Annotated in this window: 12 protein-coding genes; 2 read left to right on the forward strand and 10 right to left on the reverse strand. The window is 72.6% G+C overall.

Features of this window, described 5'->3' with window-relative positions; all coding sequences use genetic code 11:
- Positions 1–73: 73 nt before the first annotated feature.
- From ACU4ZT_RS09885 to ACU4ZT_RS09895, 3 genes are all read right to left on the reverse strand, one after another.
- The gene (locus tag ACU4ZT_RS09885; RefSeq protein ID WP_063072130.1) at positions 74–1444 is read right to left on the reverse strand and encodes a class II 3-deoxy-7-phosphoheptulonate synthase; all 1371 of its coding nucleotides are present in this window, start codon (positions 1442–1444) and stop codon (positions 74–76) included.
- 58 nt (positions 1445–1502) lie between these two features.
- Complete coding sequence (locus tag ACU4ZT_RS09890) at positions 1503–2192, reverse strand: lysophospholipid acyltransferase family protein (RefSeq protein ID WP_053774695.1); 690 nt, start codon at positions 2190–2192, stop codon at positions 1503–1505.
- Between the two features lie 91 nt (positions 2193–2283).
- On the reverse strand, positions 2284–3249 hold the full coding sequence (locus ACU4ZT_RS09895) for an ROK family glucokinase (RefSeq protein ID WP_414747868.1): 966 nt from the start codon (positions 3247–3249) through the stop codon (positions 2284–2286).
- 132 nt (positions 3250–3381) lie between these two features.
- Here ACU4ZT_RS09895 and ACU4ZT_RS09900 point away from each other — a divergent pair, with 132 nt between their 5' ends.
- Positions 3382–5205, forward strand: coding sequence for an AMP-dependent synthetase/ligase (locus tag ACU4ZT_RS09900; protein ID WP_063072132.1), 1824 nt, complete (start codon positions 3382–3384; stop codon positions 5203–5205).
- Between the two features lie 49 nt (positions 5206–5254).
- Here ACU4ZT_RS09900 and ACU4ZT_RS09905 read toward each other — a convergent pair whose 3' ends face one another.
- From ACU4ZT_RS09905 to ACU4ZT_RS09915, 3 genes are read right to left on the reverse strand one after another with little or no spacing between them, the layout of a single operon-like run.
- The gene (locus tag ACU4ZT_RS09905) at positions 5255–5746 is read right to left on the reverse strand and encodes a peptide deformylase (RefSeq protein WP_063072133.1); all 492 of its coding nucleotides are present in this window, start codon (positions 5744–5746) and stop codon (positions 5255–5257) included.
- Between the two features lie 32 nt (positions 5747–5778).
- On the reverse strand, positions 5779–7245 hold the full coding sequence (locus tag ACU4ZT_RS09910; RefSeq protein WP_445337088.1) for a mycothione reductase: 1467 nt from the start codon (positions 7243–7245) through the stop codon (positions 5779–5781).
- An 8-nt stretch (positions 7246–7253) separates the two neighbouring features.
- Positions 7254–10661 (reverse strand): pyruvate carboxylase, encoded by a 3408-nt coding sequence (locus ACU4ZT_RS09915; protein WP_270981713.1) that lies wholly within the window; start codon positions 10659–10661, stop codon positions 7254–7256.
- A 77-nt stretch (positions 10662–10738) separates the two neighbouring features.
- Between ACU4ZT_RS09915 and ACU4ZT_RS09920 the strand changes: the two genes are divergently transcribed.
- Complete coding sequence (locus ACU4ZT_RS09920) at positions 10739–11551, forward strand: ParA family protein (RefSeq protein WP_045528295.1); 813 nt, start codon at positions 10739–10741, stop codon at positions 11549–11551.
- A 219-nt stretch (positions 11552–11770) separates the two neighbouring features.
- Here ACU4ZT_RS09920 and ACU4ZT_RS09925 read toward each other — a convergent pair whose 3' ends face one another.
- The 4 genes from ACU4ZT_RS09925 to ACU4ZT_RS09940 all read right to left on the reverse strand — a co-directional run bounded on the left by ACU4ZT_RS09925 (position 11771) and on the right by ACU4ZT_RS09940 (position 15299).
- The gene (locus tag ACU4ZT_RS09925; protein ID WP_063072136.1) at positions 11771–12313 is read right to left on the reverse strand and encodes a MerR family transcriptional regulator; all 543 of its coding nucleotides are present in this window, start codon (positions 12311–12313) and stop codon (positions 11771–11773) included.
- Positions 12314–12641: 328 nt separating this feature from the next.
- Positions 12642–13343, reverse strand: a complete 702-nt coding sequence (gene ftsR, locus ACU4ZT_RS09930; protein WP_414747865.1) for a transcriptional regulator FtsR — start codon at positions 13341–13343, stop codon at positions 12642–12644.
- Positions 13343–13825, reverse strand: a complete 483-nt coding sequence (locus ACU4ZT_RS09935; RefSeq protein WP_063072138.1) for an FHA domain-containing protein — start codon at positions 13823–13825, stop codon at positions 13343–13345. The genes ftsR and ACU4ZT_RS09935 overlap by 1 nt, the downstream gene beginning before the upstream one ends.
- 88 nt (positions 13826–13913) lie before the next feature.
- Positions 13914–15299 (reverse strand): cation:dicarboxylate symporter family transporter, encoded by a 1386-nt coding sequence (locus ACU4ZT_RS09940; RefSeq protein ID WP_063072139.1) that lies wholly within the window; start codon positions 15297–15299, stop codon positions 13914–13916.
- Positions 15300–15344 lie beyond the last annotated feature (45 nt).

The raw sequence follows: 15344 nt of genomic DNA on the forward strand, positions 1-15344 counted from the left end.
GCTCGCACACGCGCCGGAGACGAGGATGCCCCGTCGCCATCGTGGGCGGCGGGGCATCGTCGTGCGGGAGCGGTCAGCCGCGCGCGGCGGCCAGCTCCTCGGCGACCAGGAACGCGAGCTCGAGGCTCTGCATGTGGTTGAGGCGCGGGTCGCACAGCGACTCATAGCGCGTGGCGAGCGTCGCCTCGTCGATGTGCTCGGATCCGCCGAGGCACTCGGTGACGTCGTCGCCCGTGAGCTCGATGTGGATGCCGCCCGGGTGCGTGCCCGCCGCGCGGTGGGCCTGGAAGAAGCCCTGCACCTCGTCCACCACGTCGTCGAAGCGCCGCGTCTTGTAGCCGGTGGGCGTGGTGAGCCCGTTGCCGTGCATGGGATCCGTGACCCACAGCGGGTTGGCGTCGGACGCCTTGACGGCCTCGAGCAGGGGCGGCAGCGCGTCGCGGATGCGCCCCGCGCCCATGCGCGTGATGAAGGTGAGGCGACCGGGCTCGCGGTCCGGGTCGAGCTTCTCGATGAGCTCGTGCACGGTCTCGGGCGTCGTCGACGGGCCGAGCTTGACGCCCAGGGGGTTGCGGACGCGGGACAGGAAGTCGACGTGCGCGCCGTCGAGGTCGCGGGTGCGCTCCCCGATCCAGATGAAGTGCGCCGACGTGTTGTACGGCGTGCCGGTGCGCGAGTCGATGCGGGTCATGGGCCGCTCGTAGTCCATGAGGAGGCCCTCGTGGCCGGTGTAGAACTCGACGCGCTTGAGGTCGTCGAAGTCGGCGCCGGCGGCCTCCATGAACTTGATGGCGCGGTCGATGTCGCGGGCGAGGTGCTCGTAGCGCTGGTTCGCGGGGTTCGCGGCGAAGCCCCTGTTCCAGCTGTGCACCTCGCGGAGGTCGGCGAAGCCGCCCTGCGTGAAGGCGCGGATGAGGTTCAGCGTGCTGGCGGCCGTGTGGTACCCCTTCACGAGGCGCGCGGGATCCGCCGCGCGCGACTCGGGCGTGAAATCGTAGCCGTTCACGATGTCGCCGCGGTACGCCGGCAGCGTGAGGTCGCCGCGCGTCTCGGAGTCGCTCGAGCGCGGCTTCGCGAACTGGCCGGCCATGCGGCCCATCTTCACGACGGGCATCGCCGCGCCGTACGTGAGGACGACCGCCATCTGGAGGACGGTCTTCACGCGGTTGCGGATCTGGTCGGCCGTGGCGCCCGCGAAGGTCTCGGCGCAGTCGCCGCCCTGGAGGAGGAACGCGCGGCCGTCGGCTGCCGCGGCGAGGCGGCTGCGCAGCTGGTCGACCTCGCCCGCGAAGACGAGCGGCGGGAGCAGGGCGATCTCGGCGCTGGCGGCGTGCACGGCCGCGGCGTCGGGCCAGGCCGGCTGCTGCTTGACCTCGAGCGTGCGCCAGTGGTCGAGGCCCGCGAGGACGTCGGGGTGGGCGGGGACGAGGTGCTCTGAGGCCACGGTGGGATCCCGGTTCGTGTCGTGCGCGTGTGCGCGGTGGAGGCGGTGCGGGAGACGGTCAGCGGGCCGCGCTCGCGCGCTTCTCCTTGACCGAGGTCGCATAGACGTCGACGTACTCCTGGCCGCTCAGCCTCGAGAGCTCGTACATGATCTCGTCGGTGATGGAGCGGAGGATGAAGCGGTCTCCCTCGAGGCCGGCGAACCTACTGAAATCTAGCGGCTCGCCGATGACCACACCAATCCGGCGGACCTTGGGGATGCGCGTGCCGATGGGCATGACCTTCTCCGTGTCGATCATGGCGATCGGGACGACCGGGACCTCGCCCTCGAGGATCATGCGGGCGACGCCCGTGCGCCCGCGGTACATCTTGCCGTCGGGGCTGCGGGTGCCCTCGGGGTAGATGCCGAGCATCCGGCCCTCGGCGAGCACGCGGAGGCCCGTGTTGAGCGACGCCTCGGACGCCTTCCCGCCGGAGCGGTCGATGGGGAGCATGCCGGTGGCCGTGAAGAACATCTTCGTGGCCCAGCCCTTGAGGCCGGTGCCCGTGAAGTAGTCGCTCTTGGCGAGGAAGACGAGGTTGCGGTCCACCAGCAGCGGCAGGAACACCGAGTCGATGAAGGAGAGGTGGTTGCTCGCGAGGATGACGCCGCCCTTGGCGGGGATGTTCTCGAGACCGGTGACCCAGGGGCGGAACGTGCTCCGCAGGAGGGGTCCGGCGACCAGGTTCTTCATGAACCAGTAGAACATCGGGTGGCCACCTTCCGGGCGGGGTCGGGATCCAGCATAGCCAGCGGGGGCCGCGTCGGCCGCCGGGCCTCCGAGGCGAGGACGGCGCGGGTCAGGCCCCGTGGCGCAGCGCGGCAGCGTGCAGGCGCGCGAGGTCGGCCGCGCCCACGACGCCCGCGTCGTTCACGAGCTCGGCGATGCGGAACTCGGGCTCCGGGTGGTAGCCGCGCGCCGGCAGGTGCGACAGGTAGGCCTGGCGGATGGGGTCGAGCAGCAGGTCGCCGGCCTGCGCCACGCCGCCGCCGATGACGAACATCTGCGGGTCGAGGATCGCGCCGATGCTCGCCGCGGCCTCCCCGAGCCAGGAGCCGAGGCGCCGCAGGGCCGCGAGGGCACCCGGATCGCCCGCCTGGATCAGGTCGCTGACGTCGTGCCCGGTGAGCGTGCCGACCTCGCGGCGGCGCGCGGCGAGGCCGTCGCCGTGGGTGCCGCCGAGGTCGGCGAGCTCGTTGGCGGTGCGGAGGAGGGCGCGGCCGGATCCGTACTGCTCGATGCAGCCGCGCGCGCCGCAGCCGCACGGCAGGCCGTCGGGCACGACGCGCATGTGGCCGAGCTCGGCGCCGGCGCCGAAGCCGCCGCGGAAGAGGCGGTCGTCGGCCACGATCGCGCCGCCGACGCCCGTGCCGATGGTGAGGGTCACCATGTCGCTCACGAGGCGTCCGGCGCCGTAGCGGAACTCCGCCCAACCGGCGGCGTTGGCGTCGTTCTCGATGACGATGGGGAGGTCGATGCGGCGCCGCAGCCGCTCGCGCACGGGCTCGTTGCGCCAGTTGATGTTCGGGGCGTAGTAGACGGTGGACTGCGCGGCGTCGATGAAGCCCGCGGCGGCGACGCCCACGGCGACCGCATCCGGGTGCTCGGCGCGGAGGCCCTCGACCATGGCCACGACCGCCTCGACGATGGCATCGGGGCTGCTCGCCTCGGTGGGCGTGCGGGCCTCGGCCGCGATGGCGCCGAGCTCGTCGACCACCGCTCCCGCGATCTTCGTCCCGCCGATGTCGATCCCGATTGCATGCACGTGGCGGGCCCTTCCGTTGTTCTCGCCTGACGATCCTACCGACGCCCCGGACGCCCCCGTCCGGGGACGCGCGCCCGGAGACCCCGCGCAGATACTGTGGGAACATCCATTTCCGGTACCGAGGGAGTTGCCGTGGAACAGCACATCATGCCCGCCGCCGTCGAGGCGCGGCCCGACGACAACGTCACCGACGTCCTGGTGCACCGCGTGAGGACGAGCCCCGACGCTCCGCTGTTCGCGCTGCCGGACGGGGACGGCTGGCGCGACGTCACGGCGCGCGAGTTCCACGCCCAGGTGGTCGCCCTCGCGAAGGGGCTCGTCGCCTCGGGCATCGAGCCGGGTGAGCGCATCGGCATGATGTGCCGCACGCGCTACGAGTGGACCCTCGTCGACTTCGCGGTCTTCTTCGCGGGCGCCGTCCTCGTCCCCGTGTACGAGACGTCCTCCCCCGGCCAGGTGCACTGGAACCTGCAGGACTCCGGCAGCGTCGCCGTGATCCTCGAGTCGGCGGAGCACTTCTCCCGCTTCGACGAGGTGCACCCGGACCTCCCCGACGTGCGCCGCGTGTGGCAAATCGACCTCGGCGACCTCGACAAGCTCGCCGAGCGGGGCGTCGACGTGCCGGACGCGGAGATCGAGCGGCGACGGAACCTCGCGGTCGGCTCCGACATGGCGACCCTCATCTACACGTCCGGGACGACGGGCCGGCCGAAGGGCTGCATCCTCACGCACGCCAACTTCGTGGAGCTCGCCCGCAACGCCGAGGTCGCCATGGAGGAGGTCGTGCGGGTCGGCGCGTCGACGCTCCTGTTCATCACGACCGCGCACGTCTTCGCCCGGTTCATCTCGATCCTCAACGTGCAGGCGGGCGTGAAGACCGGGCACCAGGCCGACACGACGCAGCTGCTGCCCGCGCTCGCGTCCTTCAAGCCGACGTTCCTCCTCGCCGTGCCGCGCGTGTTCGAGAAGGTCTACAACTCCTCCGAGCAGAAGGCGGAGGGAGCCGGCCGCGGCAAGGTGTTCCGGAAGGCCGCCGAGGTCGCGTACGCGCACTCCGTGGCGGTCGACGCCGGGCGCGTGCCCTTCGCGCTGAAGGCCCAGTACAGGCTCTTCGACGCGCTCGTGTACTCCAAGATCCGACAGGCGATGGGCGGGCGCGTGCGCTTCGCGGTGAGCGGATCCGCACCCCTCGGCCTCCGCCTCGGGCACTTCTACCGGTCGCTCGGCCTCACGATCCTCGAGGGCTACGGCCTCACGGAGACCACGGCGCCCGTCAGCGTGAACCTCGTGAAGGGCTTCCGCATCGGCACGGTCGGCCCGGCGCTGCCCGGCGTCGCGACGCGGATCACCGACGAGGGCGAGATCGAGGTCAAGGGCGTCAACGTCTTCGACGGCTACTGGCAGGACGAGGAGGCGACGGCGGAGGTCTTCGACGACGGCTGGTTCCGCACGGGCGACCTCGGCAGCTACGACGCCGACGGCTACCTGACGATCACGGGCCGCAAGAAGGAGATCATCGTGACCGCCGGCGGCAAGAACGTGGCGCCCGCCGCGCTCGAGGACCCGATCCGCGCGAACCCGCTCGTCGGGCAGGTCGTGGTGGCGGGCGACCGGCGGCCGTTCATCTCGGCGCTCATCACGCTGGACCCCGAGATGCTCAAGGTGTGGCTGGCGAACAACGGCCAGGACCCGGCGCTGACGCTCGAGCAGGCGTCGCAGAACCCGGCCGTGCTCGCCGAGGTGCAGCGGGCGGTCGACGCGGCGAACGCGACGGTGTCGCGCGCGGAGTCGATCCGGAAGTTCGTCGTGCTGCCGGTGGAGCTGACGGAGGCGGCCGGGCACCTGACGCCGAAGCTCAGCATCAAGCGCCAGGTGGTGCTCGACGCGTTCGCCGACGTGATCACGCGGATCTACGAGGCAGCGCCGACGACCGAGGGGCACTCGCTGGTGCACTGACCGGCGTCGTCGGCCCGCGCGAGCGCGCGGGTCGACGGATCGGCGCGGGTCAGAACCAGCCGGACTCGCGGACCTGCTTCATGGCCTCGCGGCGGCGCTGCTTGTCGAGCCGGTCGAGGTACACCAGGCCGTCGAGGTGGTCGACCTCGTGCTGGAAGGCCTGGGCGAGCACGCCCGTGCCCTCGAGGCGCACCGGCTCCCCGTCGAGGTCGATGCCGCTGATCACGGCCTCGGGGTGGCGCATCGTGGGGAACCAGAGGCCCGGCACGGAGAGGCAGCCCTCGTCCACGAGCACGGCCTCGCCGCGCAGCTCCTCGATGACCGGGTTGAGGATGTAGCCGAAGGACGGCCCCACGTTGTAGCTGAAGGCCCGGAGGTTCACGCCGATCTGGGCGGCGGCCACGCCGGCGCGGCCGTCCGGCCGCACGCTGTCGAGGAGGTCCTCGACCAGGGCGCGCACGCCCTCGTCGATCTCGTGGATCTCCGAGGAGACGGTCTTCAGCACCGGATCGCCGAAGAGGCGGATCTGTCGTTCAGTCATTCTCTGCTTCCGTGGGTCCTGCGGGCCGGCGGTCAGGGTCGATCGGCGCCCGCGGGCGCGAGGCCCGCTCCATTCTCGCGTGCCCAGTCGGACACGGCCGACTCGGCGGCCAGCAGCGCGTTCTCGACGACCTCGGTGACGGCCGGGTGCGGCCAGTACTGCGCGCGGGCGAGGCCCGTGACGCGGTGGCCGAGGCTCGCGGCCGTCAGCAGCGGCTGGATCAGCGCCGCGGAGTCCGAGCCGATGATGTGCGCGCCGAGGAGCGTGCCGCCGTCGCGCGGATCCACCACGAGCTTGCAGAACGACGTCGTGTCCTCGAGGGCCCAGCCCCAGGCCGTGGACGAGTAGGGCTGCTCGATCGTGACGACGGGCCCCGCCGCGCGCGCCTCCGCCTCCGTCAGGCCGAACGAGCCGATCTGCGGGCGCGAGAAGACCGCCTGCGGGACGGGCCCGGGAGCGCCGCCGGTGAGGTCGTCCGGGTGCAGCAGGTTGTGCTGCACCACGCGCGCCTGGTGGTTGGCCACGTGCTTGAGCTGGTGCTCGGCGCTGATGTCGCCGAGCGCGAACACGCCGGGCACGGGCTCGCCGCCGGCGAGCACGCGCTGCCGGTCGTCGACCACGATGCGGCCGTCCGCGTGCAGGTCGTAGCCGGCGTTCGCGACCGCCAGCGTGTCGGTGTTGGGGATGCGGCCGAGCGCGACGAGCACGGCCTCCGTCTCGACCAGGTGCCCGGACGCCAGGCGCGAGCGGAGCACGTCGCCGTCGCGCTCGATCTCCTCCACCTCGCAGTCGGTGATGACGTCCCACTGCGTGCGCGCGAGCGTCGTGAAGCGCGTGGACACGTCCTCGTCGAGGTTGCCGAGCAGGTGCGAGGACCGGGCGACCTGGGTCACGCGCACGCCCAGGTGGCTGAAGACGTGCGCGAACTCGGCGGCGACGTAGCCGCCGCCCACGATGAGGAGCGACGCGGGCAGCTCGGCGATGCGCATGATGGAGTCGGAGTCGTGGATCGCCGGGTCCGGCGCGTACACGGCCGCCAGCGGGCGGGGTCGGGACCCCGCGGCGAGCACGACGCGGTCCGCCAGGATCCGCTGCCCGCTCGCCGACACGAGCACGCCCGGCGCCTCGAAGCCCACGCTCTCGCGCAGCAGCGTCACGTTCTCCATGCCGCTCTCGCGCCACTCGCGTCCGCCCTCGCTGATGGCGTCGACGCGGCCGAACACGCGCGCGGCGATGGCCGGCCAGTCGACGGCGTCGACCGACGCGCGGATGCCGAGCGCCGCGCCGTCGCGGGCCGCGGCGGCGACGTCGGCCACGTGCACGAGCATCTTCGTGGGGATGCAGCCCGCGTTGAGGCAGGTGCCCCCGAAGTGCTCCCCGTCGTCGACGAGGAGCACGCGCTGGTCGGCGAAGCGCTCGTCGACGATGGAGTTGCCGGATCCGGCCCCCACGATCACGAGGTCGTAGCGCTCGTCCTGCATCCGGCCCGTGTCGGTCATCCCGTGCCTCACTCCTCGATCTCGACGACGACGAGCAGGTCGCCCGCGTCGACCTGCTGCGTGGTCGGCACCGCGAGGCGCGCGACGCGTCCCGCGACGGGCGACGTGATGGCCGCCTCCATCTTCATGGCCTCGATGGACGCCACCGGCTGACCGGCCACCACCCGGTCGCCCGGCTCGACCTTGAGCGTCACGACGCCGGAGAACGGCGCGGACACGTGGCCGGGACGCGACGCGTCCCCCTTCTCGGCGACGGCGGTCGTGACGGCGATGCCGCGGTCCCGCACGAAGACGGGCCGCAGCTGTCCGTTCATCACGGCGAGGAGCGTGCGCATGCCCGACGCGTCGGCGTCTCCCACGGCCTCGAGGCCGATGAGCACGTCGACGCCCCGGCTGATCCGCACGACGTGCTCCCGGCCCTGGCGCAACCCGTAGAGGTAGTCCTCCGTGTCGACCACGGACAGGTCGCCGAACAGCCCCCGGATGGTCTCGAACTGCTCCGTCGGCTGCGGGAAGAGCAGGCGGTTCAGCGCCCGCCGGCGGTCCGCGCCGGGCATCTCGAGCGCGCGCCGGTCGTCGTCGGAGAGCGGCGTGATCCCGATGCGCACGTCGCGGCCCCGCAGCACGCGCGTGCGGAAGGGCTCCGGCCAACCGCCCGGCAGGTCGCCCAGCTCGCCCGCCATGAAGCCGATGACGGAGTCCGGGATGTCGTAGTCGCCGGGGTTCCGCTCGAAGTCGGCCGGGTCGGCCTTCGCCGCCGCCAGCTGGAGCGCGAGGTCGCCGACCACCTTCGACGACGGCGTGACCTTCGGGATGCGGCCGAGGATCCGGTCGGCCGCGGCGTACATGTCCTCGATGAGCTCGAAGTCGTCGGCGAGCCCGAGCGCGATGGCCTGCTGCCGCAGGTTGGAGAGCTGGCCGCCGGGGATCTCGTGCCGGTACACGCGCCCGGTCGGGCCGGGCAGCCCGGACTCGAAGGGCCGGTACATGCGCCGGACCGCCTCCCAGTAGGGCTCGAGGTCGCTCACCGCATCGAGGGAGAGGCCGGTGTCGCGCTCCGTGTGCGCGAGCGCGGCGACGAGGGCGGACGCGGACGGCTGGCTCGTGGTGCCCGACATGGGCGCGCTCGCGACGTCGACCGCGTCGGCCCCGGCGCGGCTGGCGGCGAGCAGCGTGGCGAGCTGTCCGCCCGCCGTGTCGTGGGTGTGCACGTGCACGGGCAGCTCGAACTCCCGGCGCAGCGCCGTGACGAGCCGCTCGGCGGCGGCCGGCCGGAGGAGGCCCGCCATGTCCTTGATCGCGAGGACGTGCGCCCCGGCGGCGACGCTGCGCTCCGCGAGCCGCAGGTAGTGGTCGAGCGTGTAGAGGTCCTCCGCCGGGTCGAGCAGGTTCCCCGTGTAGCAGAGCGCGACCTCCGCGACCGTGGTGCCGGTGGCGAGCACGGCGTCGATGGCGGGGCGCATCCGCTCGACGTCGTTGAGCGCGTCGAAGATCCGGAACACGTCCACTCCCGTGGCCGCGGCCTCCTCGACGAACGCGTCGGTGACCTCGGCCGGGTACGGGGTGTAGCCGACCGTGTTGGCGCCGCGCAGCAGCATCTGGATCGCGACGTTGGGCAGGGCCTCGCGGAGCGACGCCAGGCGCTCCCACGGGTCCTCGCCGAGGAATCGGAGGGCCACGTCGTAGGTGGCGCCGCCCCAGGCCTCGACCGACAGCAGCTCGGGCGTCATGCGCGCCACGTACGGCGCGACGGCCACGAGGTCGCGCGTGCGGACGCGCGTCGCGAGCAGCGACTGGTGCGCGTCGCGGAACGTCGTCTCGGTGACCGCGAGGGCCGTCTGCGCACGGAGCGCCGAGGCGAAGCCCGTGGGACCGAGCTCGAGCAGGCGCTGGCGGGATCCGGCGGGCGCGGGCCGCCGCAGGTCGAGCGCGGGCAGCTTGTCGGCGGGACGCGGCGTGCCGGGCCGCGGGCCGTTCGGCTGGTTCACCGTCACGTCGGCCAGCCAGTTGAGGATCTTCGTCCCGCGGTCCTGGGAGACGTTGCTCCGCACGAGCCCCGGCCGCTCGTCGATGAAGGACGTGCTGAGATCGCCCGCCTGGAACTGCGGGTCGTCGAGCACGGCCTGGAGGAAGGGGATGTTGGTGGAGACCCCGCGGATCCGGAACTCGGCGAGGGCCCGCTTCGCGCGCGTCACCGCCGACGGGAAGTCGCGGCCGCGGCACGTGAGCTTGGCGAGGAGGGAGTCGAAGTGCGGGCTGATCTGCGCCCCGGTGGCGACCGTGCCGCCGTCGATGCGGATGCCGCCGCCGCCCGGCGAGCGGTAGGACGTGATCTTCCCCGTGTCGGGCCGGAAGCCCTGCGCCGGGTCCTCCGTGGTGATGCGGCACTGCAGCGCCGCGCCGCGCAGCACGATGTCCCCCTGGTGCAGACGGAGGTCGGCGAGCGTCTCCCCCGCGGCGATGCGCATCTGCGACTGCACGAGGTCGACGTCGGTGACCTCCTCGGTGACCGTGTGCTCGACCTGGATGCGCGGGTTCATCTCGATGAAGACGTGCTGGCCCTTCCGCGGGCCGTCCGTGTCGAGCAGGAACTCGACGGTCCCCGCGTTGACGTAGCCGATGCTCCGCGCGAACGCGACGGCGTGCGCGTGCATCGCGTCGCGGATCCCCGGGTCGAGGTCGGGCGCGGGCGCGATCTCCACGACCTTCTGGTGGCGGCGCTGCACCGAGCAGTCGCGCTCGAAGAGGTGGACGGTCTCCCCCGTCGCGTCGGCCAGGATCTGCACCTCGATGTGCCGGGGCCGCAGCACCGCCTGCTCGAGGAACATGGTGGGGTCCCCGAAGGCGCTGTCCGCCTCGCGCATGGCGGCGCGCAGCGCCTCCTCGAGGTCCTCCGGGCGCTCGACCCGGCGCATGCCGCGTCCGCCGCCGCCCGCCACGGCCTTCGCGAAGATCGGGAAGCCGATCGCCTCCGCCTGCTCGAGCAGCAGGTCGACGTCGGTCGACGGCGGCGTCGACGCGAGGACGGGGACGCCCGCCGCGGTCGCGTGCTCCTTGGCCGTGACCTTGTTGCCTGCCATCTCCAGCACGTCCGAGCCGGGTCCGATGAAGACGATGCCGGCCGCGGCGGCCGCCCGTGCCAGCCCGGGGTTCTCGGACAGGAAGCCGTAGCCCGGGTAGATGGCGTCGGCGCCCGACTCGACGGCCACCCGGATGATCTCGTCGACGTCGAGGTACGCCCGGACCGGGTGCCCCTCCTCGCCGATGAGGTACGCCTCGTCCGCCTTGAGCCGGTGCAGGGAGCCACGGTCCTCGTGCGGGTACACGGCCACGGTGCGGGCGCCGAGCTCGACCGCGGCGCGGAACGCCCGGATCGCGATCTCCCCCCGGTTGGCGACGAGGATCTTCGTGAACATGGCGGGCCTCTCGTCGGCAGGGCTTCGGGGGCGACGCGTTTAGGTTCTCCCAGAGTATCGACGGTAGCCTCTCCCTCGTGCATGTACTGAGCGTCAGCTCCCTCAAGGGGGGCGTGGGAAAGACCACAGTGACCCTGGGACTGGCGTCCGCCGCCTTCTCCCGCGGCTTGAGGACCCTCGTGGTCGACCTCGACCCGCAAGCCGACGTCTCGACGGGCATGGACATCCAGGTCGCCGGCCACCTCAACGTCGCCGACGTGCTCGCCTCCCCCAAGGAGAAGATCGTCCGCGCGGCCATCGCGCCGAGCGGCTGGACCAAGGGCCGCACGGGCACCATCGACGTCATGATCGGCAGCCCGTCCGCCATCAACTTCGACGGGCCGCACCCGAGCATCCGCGACATCTGGAAGCTCGAGGAGGCCCTCGCCAACGTCGAGGCCGACTACGACCTCGTGCTCATCGACTGCGCTCCCTCGCTCAACGCCCTCACGCGCACCGCGTGGGCCGCGAGCGACCGCGTCACCGTCGTCACCGAGCCCGGCCTGTTCTCCGTCGCGGCCGCCGACCGCGCGTTGCGCGCCATCGAGGAGATCCGCCGCGGCCTCTCGCCGCGCCTGCAGCCGCTCGGCATCATCGTCAACCGCGCACGCGTCCAGTCGCTCGAGCACCAGTTCCGCATCAAGGAGCTCCGCGACATGTTCGGTCCCCTCGTGCTCAGCCCCCAGCTGCCCGAGCGCACATCGCTCCAGCAGGCGCAGGGTGCGGCCAAGCCGCTGCACGTGTGGCCCGGCGAGAGCGCGCAGGAGATGGCGCGCAACTTCGACCAGCTGCTCGAGCGCATCATGCGCACGGCGAAGATCGGCGACTACGCGGAGAACGCCGCACGCTGACCCGCTCGCTCCCGGATCGCCGCTCCTCGTCGAGGGGCGGCGTTCGTCGTCCGGGCGGCCGGGCGGCCTCGGCCACGCCGCCCCCCCCCCCGTCCAACCGGAGCGTCGAGCGGCCGGACGCGAGCACGGCGTGACGCCCCGCGGCGGATGGCGCGCGGGAGGAGCGGCCTCCCGGAGCGGAAGCCGGCGCGGGAGCCGGCGCGGAGCGGACGCTCGGGTCTAGGAGGCCCGGACGGCGCGACGGGCGGCGAGCTCGTCGGTGGGGTCGACGGTCTGCGTGTCGATCTCGACGAGGGAGTGCTCGACCTCGCGGAGCACCTTGCCCACCGCGATGCCGAAGACGCCCTGGCCGCGGCTCACGAGGTCGATGACCTCGTCGTTGCTGGTGCAGAGGTAGACGCTGGCGCCGTCGCTCATGAGCGTCGTCTGGGCGAGGTCGACGACGCCGGACTCGCGGAGCTGGTTCACCGCGGTGCGGATCTGCTGCAGCGAGATGCCCGTGTCGAGGAGGCGCTTGACGAGCTTGAGGACGAGGATGTCGCGGAAGCCGTACAGGCGCTGCGTGCCGGAGCCGGAGGCCCCGCGGACGGTGGGCTCGACGAGGCCGGTGCGGGCCCAGTAGTCGAGCTGGCGGTAGGTGATCCCGGCGGCGCGGGCGGCGACTGCACCGCGGTAGCCGGCGCTCGCGTCCATCTCGGGGAGGCCGTCGGTGAAGAGCAGACCGAGGTCGTAGCGCCCGGAGTCCGGGGTGGAGTCGCTCATCGTTCTGCCTTCCACCCCCCAGCGCGGGTCCCGGAGGGGAGCGTGCGCTGATGCGGGTCGGTTCGTCGGGGTCGTGCTCTCACGGTAGCGGGGCCCACGGGCCCGAGCAACGACATCCGGCCTGAGCGCCCGGCGTGTCGTCCCGGCCCGCCCCGCGCCCCCATCGGGGGCGCCTGTCGGCCGGCGCCGCTCGGATCCTCCCGACGGACGGGCGTCCCGAGCGGACACGTCAGTCTACGGGCCGGGGCGGTCCGCGCGCGCCCCGTCGGAGGAGGAGGAGCGCCGATGCGGGACGCCGCGGGATGCCCGCAGCGATCTCCGGGGGCGCTCAGGAGGAGAGGCGGCCCAGAGCCGAGCGGATGAGGCTGCCGCGCACCACCTCGAGCTGCGTCGCGATCTCGCGCGCGAGCTCGGCGGCGTGCGCCCGGCTCGACGCGTCCCGGCGCCGGGAGACCGGCACGAGCGCCGACTCGATGAGGCTCAGCTCGCGCTCCGCCGCCTGGCGGAAGCCGCGGAGGTGGCGGGGCTCGATGCCCGTGCGCTGCAGCTCGACGAGCGCGCGCATGACCTGCACCGCCTCCTCGCCGTAGACCTCGGCCGGCACGAGCACGCCCGCGGTGATCGCGTCGCCGAGGAGCGGGGCCGTCGCGCCGGACTCGCGCACGAGCTCGGCGCGGTTGAAGCGCCGCTCCTGGTCGAGCATGGAGGTGGCGGGCGCGGTGGCCGCGCCGGGGAGCGCGGGCGACAGGCCGGCGTCGAGGTCGCGCAGGTAGGAGCGGATGACCTTCAGCGGGAGGTAGTGGTCGCGCTGCATGCCGAGCACCGTGCGGAGGCGCTCGACGTCGGCCGGGCTGAACTTGCGGTAGCCGGACTCCGTGCGGGAGGGCTGCACGAGGCCCTGCTCCTCGAGGAAGCGGAGCTTGCTGTTGGTGAGGTCGGGGAACTCCGGCGTGAGCCGTGCGAGCACCTGCCCGATGCTGAGGAGTCCGGGGGTGCGGGCGGGCGTCGACCGGGCGGCGGACGCCGGCACTACTCGATCGTCCGGCCGACGAGGTCGGCGCGCGAGGCGTAGAACGTGAGGCGGAACTTGCCGACCTGGACCTCGGCGCCGTCCTGCAGCAGGGCCGTGTCGATGCGGACGCCGTCGAAGTACGTGCCGTTCAGCGAGCCGAGGTCCTTGACCTGGAACGTGGTGCCCTCGCGCACGAACTCCGCGTGACGACGCGAGACGGTGACGTCGTCGAGGAAGATGTCGGCGTCCGGGTGGCGCCCCGCGACGGTGACGTCGGCGTCGAGGAGGAAGCGCGCGCCCTGGTTCGGTCCGCGGCGGACCACGAGGAGCGCGGATCCGGACGGGAGCGCCGTGACGGCGTCCTTCTCGTCCGCGGAGACTCCGCCGTCGAGGCCCGCGAGCGCGGCCCCCAGCTCGTCCCGGAAGGTGGCCGTGGTGTCCGTGCTCGTGTACTGCTCGGGCACGCGCGTGGCGCCGTGACCCTCTTCGCGTGCATCCATGGTCGTACCTCCTGTGACCTCACAGCGTAACGGATCGGACACGCTCGGGACCACGCCGGGATGGCCCCGGCGCCACCCCGACCGGGTGTCACCGGGTGGTGCCGCGGGCGTCGTCGCCGAGGTCGCCGGAGCGCGTGACGTCGGCCTCGAGGGCCTGCGCCGGCGCCTTCTGGGCGGCCCCGTGCTCGGTGCCCATGCTCTTCTCGTCGAACGGGTCGCCGCCGCCGAGGACGAGGGCCACGCGGTCGGCGTCGATGCCGCGGGTCCAGGTGCCGATGAGGATGGTCGCGACCGCGTTGCCGGTGAAGTTCGTGAGGGCGCGCGCCTCCGACATGAAGCGGTCGATGCCCACGATGAGGCCGACGCCGTCCACCAGATCGGGGCGGTGCGACTGGAGGCCGCCGGCCAGCGTCGCGAGGCCGGCGCCCGTGACGCCCGCGGCGCCCTTCGACGCGATGATCATGAACACCAGCAGCGAGACCTGCTCGCCGAGCGCCAGCGGGCTGCCCAGCGCGCTCGCGATGAAGAGCGACGCCATCGTGAGGTAGATGGCCGTGCCGTCGAGGTTGAACGAGTAGCCCGTGGGGACGGTGATCCCGACGACGGGCTTCGAGACGCCGACGTGCTCCATCTTCGCGATGAGGCGGGGCAGCGCGACCTCGGACGACGAGGTCGAGACGATGAGGAGGTACTCGCGGCCGAGGTACCGCATCAGCTTGAAGATGCTGACCCGGGCGACGAACCAGAGCAGCGTGCCCAGCACCACGACGATGAAGAGCGCGCACGTGATGTAGAAGCCGATCATGAGCGTCGCGAGGCTGATGACCGCCTGGAACCCGGTGGCCCCGACGACCGCCGCGATGGCGCCGAACGCGCCGATCGGGGCGACCCACATGACCATGCTGAGGATCCGGAACACCAGGATCTGGATGTTGCGGATGCCCTCCAGCACCGGCTCGCCGCGCGTGCCGAGCTGCTGCAGCGCGAAGCCGACGAGGAGCGCCACGAACAGGGTCTGCAGGATGCTGCCCGAGGTGAGCGACGACAGCAGCGACGTGGGGATGATCGAGAGGAGGAAGTCCTTCTCGCCCGTCGCCTCGGTCGAGCCCTCCGGCGCCCGCAGGCCCCGGAGGTCGAGGCCCTCGCCCGGGTGGATGAGGTTGCCGACCACCATGCCGATCGCGAGCGCGAACGTCGACATGACGATGAAGTACAGGAGCGCGAGCCCGCCGACGCGGCCGACCGTGGCGGCCTTCGCGACCGAGCCGACGCCGAGCACGATGGTGCAGAAGATGATGGGCGCGATCATCATCTTGATGAGCGCGACGAACGCGTCGCCGACGGGCTTGAGGGCCACGCCCGCCTCGGGGGCGACGAGCCCGACCGTGACGCCGAGGATCACCGCCACGATGACGGCGATGTAGAGGTAGTGCTGGCGGTCCAGGCGGCGGAGCGCGGCGATCGGGTTGGTCATGGGACGTCCTTGTCTCGTGAGCGGGGCAGGGCACGGGGTGCGCTG

The organism is Clavibacter davisi, assembly GCF_052751415.1.